The organism is Acinetobacter sp. YH12070 (assembly GCF_013419625.1).
Classification (GTDB): Bacteria; Pseudomonadota; Gammaproteobacteria; order Pseudomonadales; family Moraxellaceae; genus Acinetobacter; species Acinetobacter amyesii.
The window spans coordinates 1-12,989 of sequence record NZ_VOZT01000071.1 but is presented as its reverse complement, the minus strand read 5'-3'; the positions used below and the strand labels follow the sequence as shown (position 1 = coordinate 12,989).

At 41.6% G+C, this 12,989-nt stretch carries 11 protein-coding genes, 2 pseudogenes and 1 riboswitch; of the genes and pseudogenes, 6 read left to right on the top strand and 7 right to left on the bottom strand.

Annotated elements, in window-relative coordinates:
- Both FTU17_RS15410 and FTU17_RS15405 read left to right on the top strand, forming a co-directional pair.
- Positions 1-96, top strand: a pseudogene (locus FTU17_RS15410) (IS1595 family transposase); the annotation flags it as partial.
- Positions 97-120: 24 nt separating this feature from the next.
- A pseudogene (locus tag FTU17_RS15405) lies at positions 121-333 on the top strand (metal-dependent hydrolase); the annotation flags it as partial.
- A gap of 49 nt (positions 334-382) precedes the next feature.
- Here the strand turns inward: FTU17_RS15405 and FTU17_RS15400 are convergent.
- The 6 genes from FTU17_RS15400 to FTU17_RS15375 all read right to left on the bottom strand — a co-directional run bounded on the left by FTU17_RS15400 (position 383) and on the right by FTU17_RS15375 (position 6,912).
- On the bottom strand, positions 383-1,375 hold the full coding sequence (locus FTU17_RS15400) for a DUF2804 domain-containing protein (protein WP_180040652.1): 993 nt from the start codon (positions 1,373-1,375) through the stop codon (positions 383-385).
- 139 nt (positions 1,376-1,514) lie between these two features.
- Positions 1,515-2,039 (bottom strand): DUF1543 domain-containing protein, encoded by a 525-nt coding sequence (locus FTU17_RS15395; protein ID WP_180009070.1) that lies wholly within the window; start codon positions 2,037-2,039, stop codon positions 1,515-1,517.
- A gap of 21 nt (positions 2,040-2,060) precedes the next feature.
- The gene (locus FTU17_RS15390) at positions 2,061-2,786 is read right to left on the bottom strand and encodes a CPBP family intramembrane glutamic endopeptidase (RefSeq protein ID WP_180064001.1); all 726 of its coding nucleotides are present in this window, start codon (positions 2,784-2,786) and stop codon (positions 2,061-2,063) included.
- A 246-nt stretch (positions 2,787-3,032) separates the two neighbouring features.
- On the bottom strand, positions 3,033-4,259 hold the full coding sequence (gene trpB / locus FTU17_RS15385; protein WP_180123860.1) for a tryptophan synthase subunit beta: 1,227 nt from the start codon (positions 4,257-4,259) through the stop codon (positions 3,033-3,035).
- Positions 4,243-4,884, bottom strand: coding sequence for a phosphoribosylanthranilate isomerase (locus FTU17_RS15380; protein WP_180063999.1), 642 nt, complete (start codon positions 4,882-4,884; stop codon positions 4,243-4,245). Before FTU17_RS15380 ends, trpB begins: the two co-directional genes overlap by 17 nt.
- A gap of 159 nt (positions 4,885-5,043) precedes the next feature.
- The gene (locus FTU17_RS15375; RefSeq protein WP_180135955.1) at positions 5,044-6,912 is read right to left on the bottom strand and encodes a TonB-dependent receptor domain-containing protein; all 1,869 of its coding nucleotides are present in this window, start codon (positions 6,910-6,912) and stop codon (positions 5,044-5,046) included.
- A gap of 128 nt (positions 6,913-7,040) precedes the next feature.
- Positions 7,041-7,197, bottom strand: a riboswitch (cobalamin riboswitch).
- Positions 7,198-7,433: 236 nt separating this feature from the next.
- Between FTU17_RS15375 and FTU17_RS15370 the strand changes: the two genes are divergently transcribed.
- The 3 genes from FTU17_RS15370 (at position 7,434) to FTU17_RS15360 (ending at position 10,818) form a co-directional block, all read left to right on the top strand.
- Positions 7,434-9,287 (top strand): TonB-dependent siderophore receptor, encoded by a 1,854-nt coding sequence (locus FTU17_RS15370; protein ID WP_180135954.1) that lies wholly within the window; start codon positions 7,434-7,436, stop codon positions 9,285-9,287.
- A 47-nt stretch (positions 9,288-9,334) separates the two neighbouring features.
- A complete protein-coding gene (locus FTU17_RS15365) occupies positions 9,335-9,919 on the top strand; it encodes a cob(I)yrinic acid a,c-diamide adenosyltransferase (protein ID WP_111885379.1) in 585 nt (194 codons plus the stop codon).
- A 185-nt stretch (positions 9,920-10,104) separates the two neighbouring features.
- Positions 10,105-10,818, top strand: a complete 714-nt coding sequence (locus FTU17_RS15360) for a glycerophosphodiester phosphodiesterase (RefSeq protein WP_180135953.1) — start codon at positions 10,105-10,107, stop codon at positions 10,816-10,818.
- Between the two features lie 66 nt (positions 10,819-10,884).
- Here FTU17_RS15360 and FTU17_RS15355 read toward each other — a convergent pair whose 3' ends face one another.
- Positions 10,885-11,418, bottom strand: a complete 534-nt coding sequence (locus FTU17_RS15355; RefSeq protein WP_180063996.1) for an META domain-containing protein — start codon at positions 11,416-11,418, stop codon at positions 10,885-10,887.
- A gap of 190 nt (positions 11,419-11,608) precedes the next feature.
- On the opposite strand from FTU17_RS15355, the gene FTU17_RS15350 reads away from it, so the two are divergent.
- Positions 11,609-12,769 (top strand): acyl-CoA desaturase, encoded by a 1,161-nt coding sequence (locus FTU17_RS15350; RefSeq protein WP_180135952.1) that lies wholly within the window; start codon positions 11,609-11,611, stop codon positions 12,767-12,769.
- The last annotated feature ends 220 nt before the right edge of the window (positions 12,770-12,989 follow it).

Below are 12,989 nucleotides of genomic sequence, written 5' to 3'. Positions count from 1 at the left end.
AAAGAGTATTTTGATTATCATCTTAAAGAAACAGAATGGCGTTGGATGAGGGAGCCTAATGAGCTAGCAACAGAGTTGTGGGACCTCATTAGGTAAAACTAAGTGCAAATCTGCTAGTCTAGAGCCAAATTAAATATGAAAGGCTTACCGTGGTTCTTTGGTAAAAATGGCACCCTCACCCGTATGAGCAAGCCATATCGAGATTGGTTTAAAAAAGACTTCCATCCGAGTCAGCATCCCATTGTGCAAAATTATGATCTCTGGTTAAAAACTTATGAAGAAACCAATGATCCAATTCAAGCTGCGGAAGTGTTTTGGCAAGCTGCAAAATAAACTGAATAAAAAAAGCCGCATCGATTGCGGCTTTTTTATAGGCTTAGACTCACCATTTGGCATAGTGCTGCTCAAGTAAACCATATTCATTTAAGAATACAATTTCTTCGCCATCACGTTGAATTGTACCGCTAATTTTTGCCTGCCATTGACTGAACTGACTACCGACCAATCTTAAATTCAGGTTTTCATAGCGCCGCCAACCTGTGGTGACGATCAAATTTAAGCTGTTGTCTAATGAGCTAATATTCCATTGATTATCGCCTTGTTGCTGAAACAGCACATCAGACATGGCATACAAATGTCCATTGACCCACAGGCAATTTTCATTGCCAAAGCTTTCATTTACACCAGAGGCAAGATTGATCCCAACGCGTCGATTTTGACTATCCCAAAAGTTACACGACAGCCAAAACCATGCGGTTTCAGGACGAAGAAAACCACAGGTATCATCTAAAGACACCAATGTCCGGTCATGAAATTGAATGGTCTTGCCTTGTTTATTGATAAAGAAACCTTCACAGCCTAACGTCGTTAGTTTTTGAGTATAGGTCCAACCATTAATCCCTGTAGGGCTACACATACTCAGCGGATCAGTCCCCGCACAAAACACTCGGGCACTCAGTTTGAGTTCACCATGTTTCGACATTTGAATGTATCGCACACCATTGGCATGCTGAATGTCCAGTTGAATCCCTGACTTAATAAAATGACTCTGATTAAATAAAGGTTGTTCATCTAAAACAGTATTGCGTGACAGGAAATTAATCGAATTCCATTCCAATACTTCATTCGTAATATGATCATACACATAAACAAAACCGTGCCCTGCCCACGCGATATCGGCAATCGCTAGACCAATCGTATAATGTTCATGCTGAATACAACAAAATTTAAATTTTTTATATTTTAAACGCTTACGCCAACCTTCAAGTCGTTTTCCATACGGTGTCTTATATTCATACTTACTTAAATCGATGCGATTGGGAAGTTCACTAAAACGCCCATAATGCGGCTGTCCATTCGGCCGTATTAAATCCATATACGCCATTCCATTGAGGTTTAAGGTCTAAATCCTGAATGTTATTATGCCTATTATTTAACGCCTGAAAAGACAATCCATCTGATTTCAGGCGAATATCACAAAAAAATATAAAAGCTGACATTTCAGCTCTTAATCATCACAAATGTTCATTTATTAAGATGTAATCATTTTTCCATGAATTTTGCTGGCTATGCGGCGTTTCAACCAATTCGATATAGCGCCCATAGACATGATCAATCGCAATACAATCATCAACATCTAGAGTTCGATCGGTATGTTGTTTTTGCCAATTTGCCTCAAAAAAAGCCTTGCCCCGTTGTTTCGCGACACTAGCGTTTTGTCCTGTCACCAAAACATAACGATGTAATTCACCAAATTCGCGGGCATCATATCCCCCGAGATTAATCAGCCATAATTTTTCATCTTCAGCTCGGGGCGCGGCATCACAAAATTGGATACGATAATGCCGATTTTCAGTGCTGACTGTATGTACCTGTGCCCAAGCATCAATATGTAAGCCTTTTTGCTCACCAAACCATGCCGTTCTCAGTTGTGGATAAACCTCTTCTAATGCGTTACCCACTGCAAGAATGACATCATGCACTTCGATATTTGCTCTTGGATGGCGTCCGCCGAGCATCACCATAAATAAACTGGACACAATCTCCCCCTATTTTTGACTTCAACTGCCCACATAGGGCTGAAGTAATTTCAACAAAATCACGCCGCCTAAAGAGAGTACTGCATTGTTGACGAAATGAATGAGTAAGACATGCCAAATATTTCTCGTCCACAAATAGATGAGGTTGAGAAATAGACCTGCAACCATAAAACTGATGGTCGCAATCAAATCGCCATCGAAATTATGATAATGAATCAAGCCAAATAAAATTGAGTTCAGTAATACCAATATCAATCGCCACAGCCAAGGCTGTATAAATAGCTTTTGTAGCAAGGTATAGCGGAAAATAATATCTTCGAGCAATGCGGTAAATAATGGCCCAAGGCTGATGATCAGCAAGCTAAAAAACGCAATCGTATTGGGATCAATGGTCGATTCTTTTTCAATGTTCTCACCAACGGGCAACAGACTGCGTGTAAAAGAAATCACTACTTGTAAAGCGACTGCACCAACAACCACCAACAGACTTGAGCGCCAAAAGGCCTGCTTATACTTTTGCCAGTGCGTATATAGCATCGTTTTATAGAGCCAACACACGGCAATAAATAAAATACCGCGAAAGATCGAATCACCCAAAGCAACCTGAGCTGAAACACCAAAAAATTGGTCTAAGACATAACTGTTGAGCAAGATCAGCGGAAGAATACACAGCGCAAAAGTATCACGCCATTGCCAAGAAATATGGGTTGGAAAGGATTCTGCACGAACCAATTGGGTAAATGTCATTGTTATAAAGTCTTTCTAAAGCAATAAAATTTCCACAGTATTGTGATTTATTTCACACTTTTATTCTGCATTTATTTTATAGTGATTTGCCTCAATAAAATTTTCAGCAAGAAAAAATCGCGCGGAATTACTTCTGCGCGATTTTTTTTAATCCTCCCCTTGCGGATTCAGAATACATTCTGAAATCCTCACCTTTAACAAAGGAGGGCTTTTCCCCTCTTTATTAAAGAGGGGTTGGGGGAGATTTTACATCTCAACCATTTCCACGCCATCAATGCGGGCAACAGTCATTAAGTCTTTATCGCCACGGCCTGACACTGTTGCAATAATGATTTGGTCTTTGTCCATCGTCGGCGCAAGTTTCGTCACATAAGCCATGGCATGTGAGCTTTCTAACGCAGGGATAATACCTTCAATATGCGTTAAATCACGGAAGCCTTGCAACGCTTCAGTATCATTGATCGGCACATATTCAACACGGTTCATATCTTTCAAGAAACTGTGTTCTGGTCCTACACCAGGGTAATCCAAACCTGCTGAAATTGAATGTGTTTCAATGATCTGACCTTGATCATCTGACATCAGGTAAGTACGGTTACCGTGAAGTACACCGACATGCCCTGCATTGAGTGGTGCAGAGTGTTTGCCTGTTTCAATGCCGTAGCCTGCAGCTTCGACACCGTACATTTTCACATCTTCATCATTTAAGAATGGGTAGAACAAGCCCATTGCATTTGAACCGCCGCCCACACATGCAACAAGCGCATCCGGTAAACGGCCTGCTTGTTCCTGAATTTGTTTACGCGCCTCACGACCAATGATTGATTGGAAATCACGAACCAATTGCGGATATGGATGCGGGCCTGCAACTGTACCAATCACGTAATAAGTAGAATCTACGTTTGTGACCCAGTCACGCATCGCTTCGTTCATAGCATCTTTCAATGTTTTTGAACCGCTTTCTACAGGCACAACAGTCGCACCGAGTAAACGCATACGGTACACGTTCATCGCTTGACGTTTTACGTCTTCTGCACCCATGAACACCACGCATTCAAGGCCTAAACGTGCTGCAATCGTTGCCGTTGCTACACCGTGCTGACCTGCACCTGTTTCGGCAATAATACGTTTTTTACCTGAAAGTTTAGCCAGCAAAGCCTGACCAATCGTGTTATTCACTTTATGTGAGCCTGTATGGTTCAGGTCTTCACGTTTTAAGTAAATTTGCGCACCACCCAACTCTTTCGACCATCGCTCAGCATAATACAAAGGACTTGGACGACCGACGTAATACGCCAAGTCACGGTCGAATTCTGCCAAAAACTGTGCATCATCTTTCATACGGAAATAGAGTTTTTCTAAGTCCTCAAGTGCTGCCATAAGAGTTTCTGACACAAAACGCCCGCCATGAATACCAAAATGCCCTTGTGCGTCAGGGAATTGGGTATAGTCAATCTTATTTTGCTGATCCACGATGGACTCCTTGCATAAAGCGTTCTATGAGTTGTTGGTCTTTAATACCTTTTGCCGATTCTACACCACCGCTCACATCTACGGCGTAAGCGCCAGTGGTTTGAATCGCTTCTTCAATATTGTCAGGCTTTAAACCGCCCGCCAAAATTAAAGGAATATCGAGTTTTGGGAACTGTGCCCAGTCAAAGCTATGCCCTGTACCGCCTTTCAGCTCAGGATGCCATGCATCTAACAGTACGGCGCTTGCCCCTGCCTGCTGAAAAGCTTGGATTTCTGCAATCACATCCAATTCAGGTTTCATTTGAATGGCTTTATACCAACGGCGTCCAACGGACTTCGCAATCGTTTGGCACTGTTCAGGGCTTTCATCGCCATGAAACTGCAGTATGTCTACAGGTGAAATTTTTAAAATAGCCTGTATGTCCACAGCCGACGCATTCACAAATAAACCCACGGTCTGCACGTACGGCGGCACATGCTGAATCAGTTTAGCGGCCTGCACTGCCGTTACACTGCGCGGGCTGGGCGCAAAGAATACAAATCCTATCGCATCTGCACCAGCTTGGACGACAGACTGAATATCTTGAGTACGTGTAATTCCGCAGATTTTGGCACGGGTTCGCATGTTGTTTTGGCTCTGACTCCGCCCTATTCATAGCCTATCTATGAATATAAAGGCGAATCATTGTAATGCAATTTTCATGCATTGCGTGGATTTTCAGCATGATTACTGCGCAAAAATAAAAAGCCCTGAATGATCAGGGCCTTTTGAAATTTTAATGAATTATTTCATCGCATAACGTAAGGTTATCCAAGCTGTGCGGCCGTCTTGATTAAATAAAGTGCTATTGCTGTAGTTGGTCGAATATTCTTTATCAAACATATTGGCAAGCTTGGCTTGAACACTGAATTCAGGCGTTGCTTGATAAGTTACTCGCGTATCTACTGTGGCAAAAGAACCCAACTCATCAGTATTTGCAGCATTGGTATAACGCTTATCTTCGGCATGAACTGAAGCGCCGACAGTCCATTTATCCATCGTATAATCAGCTGATGCATTAAAGATTTGCTTTGGCTTTAAGACCAACTGCTTGCCATGGGACCCTGCTGTCTCATTTTCAGGCTCTTGATAGGTATAATTGATATTCCAAAGAAAATTATTCAACTGCTGAGTAAGTGATAGTTCAGCGCCTTTAATTTTGGCTTTATCTATATTGCTTGGAACATAGTTCCCCGATGCATTTGGTGCCCATGCGATCATGTTTTCAATTTCATTATGGAAAGCGTTTAGCTCCCATTGAACATTGCTGACCACGCCCTTGAAACCAACTTCATAGTTTTCAGATTCCTCTGGAACCAATGTCGGGCTTTCACTTCCTGGCCAATACAAATCGTTGAATGTTGGGGCTTTGAATGCGGTGCCATAGCTGACATAAGTTTGTATGGCATCATTGAAGCGATATCCTAAAGTTGCGCTTCCAGTCGTATGATTACCAAACTGCTCGTTATCTTCCTGACGGACTGCACCTTGCACATCGAAGTTACCAAATGAACCTAGATATTGCGCAAAATAAGCTTTGTTATCACGCTCTTTAACAGCATAAGCTTTAGTACCTGAGACTTCATCATTCTGATAATCAAAGCCAAGCATCAATGTATTTTGCTGATTAAAGTTCAATGTATTCAGCCAAGATAAGCTGTCCCGCTGAGTGTTGATCACTGATGGATAGCCATCTCGGCTATCTAACTTGTCTTCAGAGCGACCTAACTTTAATCCTGTAGTCCACACATCAAATGGCTTGTAGGTAGCACCAATGCTGTAAACATTTTGCTCGATTTTACTATGCACATTTTTTGCATCAATATAAGGAGAACCCCTGTCATCCCTATTATCATATTCATTTTCACCATCAACAACTAAAACACTTGCATCAATATCAAACTGATCATTGAATTTATGCCCCATACGTAAAGATGCTGACTTGTTTTCATAGCCATCTTTATCAAGGTCATAAGGCTCCGCAATATTTGTCGCATCAATGCCTTGAGTTTTTGTTCCTGCAACATTCAGTGTTGCCCAAGTATCATTTTGGCGAATATTTAAACCAACATTCCCTTGATACGTTTCATGCGAACCATAGGTAAAAGATGCAAATGGCTTTATGCCGTTTTGCGTGCCTTTACGGGTAAAGATTTGAATTACACCGCCAATCGCTTCTGAACCATACAAGCTAGAACGCGGACCACGCAGAACTTCGACACGCTCAATCTGATCAATTGGGAAGTGTTCAAAAGCCGTTTCACCAAGCGTTGCTGAACCTACCTTTTGACCATCCACCAAGACCAATGCATGGCGATTACCCGTACCGCGAATTGAAACACTGGTAACTTTACCTAAACCGCCAGTATTGCTATACGTGACGCCCGGCACAGTACGTAATAAGTCTTGTAATGAATTAAATTGCTTACGTTCAATTTCTTCACGGCTAATCACGGTCACTGCTGCCAAAGTTTTTTGTGAGTCTTGCTCAACAATATTGGCAACGGTGTTGGTAATGACTGGAAGTTGATGAACTTGGTCTTCTGCCATGGCCGCAGAAAGTGGAGATAAAACAAAAAGCGACCCGATAAGAGTCTTAGAGAAAGAATGCATGCTGTATTCCCCGATCGCACCGCCCGTGCGAAATAAAAGTTGGATAACGCGAGGCGGTTTTGGGGTAAGACAAGGCTTGCCATTTTTCAGACAAAAGCATGCAATCCCGCTATAACGCCCGCCGCATTATGAATAGGTCTGCATCAGGCCGGTCTCCGGACTTACGTTATGAATAACGATTCACCGTTGCGGGGGCAGTGTCAGATAACAACAGCTCTATACTGCTGGACTGACTTCCCAGTTTCACTTCTCAATTAAGAAAGCACCTGAAGCGCAGGCAGATTAATTTCTGCTCCACAGCAAGTCAAGCTGTATATGTACCTATCTTCAAATACCCCATAGTTTCGATTGTTCGAATAATCGGAGTTCACTATACTTAAGCCATTCACAACAGTTGGCATGGGAAGTTTCCACAACACTGCCCCCGCAACGGTGCGCAAAAGTAAATTTGCCAGTCCGATACCTGCTCACTGTGTTCTATCACTCAATCATTTACGTGGGGTAAATGTATGGAGCATCGCATGTCAACTTTAGCTCGCCCTACAGCACTCGCTACAGGCATTGCTGCCGCTTGGGCTTTTTCTACATCTTGTTTTGCAAATGAATCGCGCATTGCTCAACCAACAATGGATACCATTGTGGTGACTGCAACACGCTCACAAGAAAAATTAGAAAATGTGCCAGCACGTATTTCCATTATTGATGAGTCGCTCATAGATCAATCACCAATTGCATCATTTCCACATTTATTAATGAGTGATGCTTCTATCAATATGGTGCAGCTGGGTGGCTATGGACAACAAGCTTCATTTTTTTTACGTGGCACAGAGTCAGACCACACTTTGGTATTGCGTGACGGTGTCCGTTTAAATAATGATGCCAGCGGTTTAGCGCCAAATAATTTTATAGATACCACAGACATTAAGCAGATTGAGGTTTTAAAAGGCCCAGCATCTGTCCTTTATGGCACCAATGCCATTGGTGGTGTGGTACAAATCATTAGCAAAACCCCTGAAAAAAATGCAGCTTTTATCAGCACTGAAATAGGTGGAAATCAAACCTATAAAAGTACTGTCGGGGTAGACCTAGCCAAGCAAGGTTTTTATGCGCAAATTCGTGGACAGCGTTTAGAAACCGACGGCACATTGATTCATGAACATGAAAATGCCAGAGCTTCTAGCTTTAATCAAAAAGGCGTGTCTACCAAATTTGGCTATGAAGAAACACGCTTTGGCACTTCATTGGATTATTCTGAAAACCAAGGTAATGCTCAATATGAGCAATACAGCTGGAATTCACTGCAATATGAGCAAAAGTCGCAAGATTTTAAAAATCAAATTGCAACCCTGAAGTCACACTTCAACCCCACAGATCAGCTGACCCTGAATGCTCGCGTGTCTTATTTTAAAGATGAGTTGGAACAGCTCAAAATCTTTGAACAGACCCATTATGAATCCACTGAATATGAACTGACCGCAAAACAGCAAATGACGCCGTCTCAGAACATCATTGCAGGCATCACCCATCGGCAGCTAGAAACATCAACGCTAAAAACTGCAGAGTCTTTTCATCAAGACTTAAACAGTACGGGTTATTATCTACAGCACCAATATCAAACTGATAAATTAAAAACTCAAGCGGGTATTCGTCGTGAAGACCATGAAAAATATGGTCAACACACGGTCGGACAAGTTGCTGCGCGTTATTTTTTCACGCCGTTGTTTAGTAGCTATGCCAATATTGGTACAGCATTTAAAGCGCCAACCATGAACGACTTATATTATGGCGACTATGCAAACCCTGACTTAAAACCCGAAGAAAGTCAATCCTATGAAATTGGGCTAGACCTACAAATGACACCACAACTAAAAACTGGTTTGTCTATCTACAGAACTGAAATTGATAACCTTATTGATTCTGATCCCAACAATAACTGGAAGTTTGCCAATATTGATGCAGTGACCATTCAAGGTTCAGAAGTCTATGTGAATTGGAGCAATGAGGCATTTTTTACAAAGGCCAGTTATAGCTACAATCAAGCAAAAAATGATAAAACAGGTTTGGATTTGAGCCGCCGCCCACGTCAAAAACTGGCATTGTCAGCTGGTTGGGCTGATGAACATTATGGGCTGTCAACAACACTGAGTGCGAACAGCCATTCAGACAGCAGTAATTATGATGAGGATGTGATCCCTGGACATGCTCAGATTGATTTCAATAGTTATTACCAACCCAACGAGCAACTGCGCTTCTTTGCCAATATTCAAAATGTCGGCGATGTTCAATATAAAACGGCTTCTGCTGGCAATTTCGACGGCAAATTCTATTTAAATGGCGGCCGTTTGGCTTCCTTTGGCATCACAGTTAGATATTAATTTCACACTGATTTATTCAACTTTTAATCAAAAAATGGACAATTAAAATGGGCCACCGTTTAAGTAAAATTTATACCCGCACAGGCGATTCAGGCACAACAGGTCTTGGTGACGGATCACGTGTAGCAAAGGATGATTTACGCATTGAAGCCTTAGGAGATGTCGATGAACTCAATTCAAGCATTGGTATTCTGCGTTCGCACATCGCACTTAGCAGTATTGAAGACAAAGCGGCTTGGGATAAATCGCTCAGCCTGATTCAGCATTGGTTATTCGACCTTGGCGGTGAAGTCTGCATTCCAAACTTCAACTTGGTACAACCTGTGTCAATTGAGTTTTTGGAAAATGACATTGACCGTATGAATGAAGCGCTGCCAATGCTCAAAGACTTTATCCTGCCATCAGGAACATTGGTGTGCAGCTTTGCCCATCAAGCGCGTGCAGTTTGCCGCCGTGCAGAACGTCGTTTAATGGCTGTACATAACCGTGACCAGAACATTCAAGCACCGTCATTGCAGCTACTTAACCGACTCTCTGACTGGTTATTTGTCGCATCGCGTACATTACAACGCGCTGAAGGTGGTTCTGAGGTGCTGTGGCAGAAAAATATTAACGACACGATTGATCAATAAGTTTTGGATTCAAAAATTGCTCAAATCCTTTGACCAATTAAAAGTCTATTTTACATTGAAATAAATCGAAACATTTCGTCCGATCATTCTTGTATTTCAGGATGATCGGATCAAAATAACAGTGTCATCTCCCTGTCATTCTTACAGGACACTATGTTTTTATCTTTCAATTTTGCAGGCCCTTTATGCGCATAATCGGTCACCGTGGCGCTCGTGGTGAAGCACCTGAAAATACCCTAGGTGGTTTCCAATATATTCAAGATTTAGGCATACGCTCAGTTGAATTTGATGTGCGACAACTGAAAGATCGTGCCCTAGTGATTATGCATGATGACCAATTTATGCGAACGGCAGGTCAAGATAAACATCTATATGAATGTAGTTCACAAGAGTTAGAACCCTATAACCATGCCGTTACTTGGTCAGAATGGAATAAAGTTGAACCGACGCCACTGCTCGAACAAATGCTTAAAATTATTCATAACTTCGATCATATTGAAGTTGAAGTGAAAGCGGTGAAGACACAGACTGAAGCTGAAGCGCTGACTGAAACCTTGGAACAACAGCTCCAAGGTTTCGAACATTCCGCGGTGATCACCAGTTTTGACCCTAAAATTCATCTTGCTTTGCAACAAAAAAAATCCGGTTTCAAACGCGGGCTACTGGTTGAAACGGACGTAAAATTTAAAGCGATTGAACAAGCACTCGAATTGGATTGTATCCAAATTGGTTGGATGAACCAACTCGCCAATTCAGACATTATTCAGGCCACACAGCAGGCAAAATTAAATGTGAGCGTGTGGACTGTCAACGACGTTGATCGTGCTAAACAGCTTAAAGATTGGGGCATTAACGGCTTAATTACCGACTATCCTAAAATGATGATGCAGCATTTTTAATGCTGCTTTATTCCCCTAGTTTTATGTAATTCAGTCTTCGATCAACACGTGGCTTTTTCAACTGGCCTATTTTCGTTCTAAAACCAACACGGTTTGACCCCGACTGTTTTGCATTGTCATCTGTTTCGCTTGAATTTGAAACTGTGTTGCGGCTTGCAATGCATCTGAAAGTTCAGCCTCTTGAGCCAAAGCCGAATCACAACTGAAATAGCCTGCTCGCGCATTCAAATCAATGCTGTGTTTTAAGGTATCAATCACATAAGTGCCACTGATATTGTTACATCCCGTATTTCCCTGTATTTGTCGAAATTGTGAACTGAACTGCAAATAAGGTTGATGATGAAAGAACTTGGCTTTTTGCCCTGCAATTTGCACAATCGTCCATGGAATATCTTGTATCCCATCATTCATGCGAATGACTTTTAATGGCTGTTCAACACTGTTGCCATGTGACTTCCCTTGTGACTTTGTAGTCACCTTCTGCGTTGGAGAACTTTGACAGGCCATGAGTCCTAGACAACTGATCAGAAAGCCGCCACAGATACAGTGTTTGACAAAAAATTGCGGATTATTTTGACGATTTTGCTGTTTTTTTAGCATCTTTTTTACCCCACAAAAAGTCAAATAACTTCAGTCGTATTATGTTACTGTTTAGAACAATACAACTGTACAATAACAGTGGTGAAAACGGGTTTTCCCGTGCTACTATTCTGTACGTTTAAAATCCCTTAAAAAATTAATGGGATTAGTCCTATCTATACCTCCCAAGGTTTCAGGAGTGCTGTTGGAGATGAATGCTCCCCTACCCAAAGCCCCAATGAACTGGATTGCTATTTTTGCATTGGTGTTTTTACCTATTGTCGCAGTTATTGCAATTCCGTTATATGCCATTAATCATGATTTTAGTGCCGCTGCTTGGATCAGTATGTTTGTTTTACTGGGTGTCAGCAGTTTAGGTATTACCGCAGGTTATCACCGCTTATGGGCACACCGTGCTTATGAAGCAACCTTGCCTTTAAAAATCATTTTAATGCTCATGGGTACTTTTGCTGTTCAGAACAGTATTTTGTTCTGGGCTTCAGGTCACCGTACACATCACCGTCATGTAGACGATATTGACCAAGATCCATACTCAATCAACCGCGGTTTTTGGTATGCACATATTGGTTGGATGCTTCGTGATTATCCAGCAGCAGCACCAAACTATAAAAATGCACCTGACTTATTAAAAGATAAAGTCGTGATGTTCCAAGACAAATATTACATCCCTCTAGTGATTGCCGTTCACGCAGCTATTTTGTTACCAATTGGTTGGGCTGTAGGCGACATGTGGGGCGTTCTATTATTGGGCGGTTTAATGCGTTTAATCTTAAGCCATCACGTAACTTTCTTTATTAACTCACTTTGCCATATGTGGGGAAAACGTCCGTATACTGATGAAAATACAGCACGTGACAACTTTGTTCTAGCTATTGCTACTTGGGGTGAGGGTTATCATAACTACCATCACATTTTCCAATACGACTACCGTAATGGTGTGAAATGGTGGCAATACGATCCAACAAAATGGTTAATTTGGAGCTGCTCTAAATTAGGCCTTGCCAAAAATTTACGCCGTATTCCTAGCTTTAATATTAAAAAAGCTGAGTTGGCTATGAAATTCAAGTATGCGGAACAAGACCTTGCGATCTATGGTCTCAACATGACCGATGATATTGCGACCGCTAAGCAACGTATTTCTCAAGAATATGATGCGTTCTCTCAAACCTTGAATGACTGGGCAAAATTAAAAGAGCAGGAAATTCAAGCGAAGAAAACAGCAGTTGCTGAAAAAATTCATCAGATGGATGACAAACTCAAACTTGAATTCTTACAAGTTGAACAGCGTTTGTCACAGCACCGTGAAACACTGAATCAATTGATGCGTAACTTGAAAAAGAAAACCGCTTAATTCTTTTAAGCCTCTCAAATGATAAAGCCTCCCTTGTGGAGGCTTTATTGATTTTAAGCTACAGTTTTTCTATCTGGTCTTTGCTATAGTTTCAACCTCTGTACACGACAAATTTCATAGGATCCTTGTCCTATCAGGCTTTTTCTTTCTTAAAATTGCTAGCACTTTCTTAAATTCTTCTTTTTTTCCAAAACCAATCAAACGTAGAATAGCCATTTGA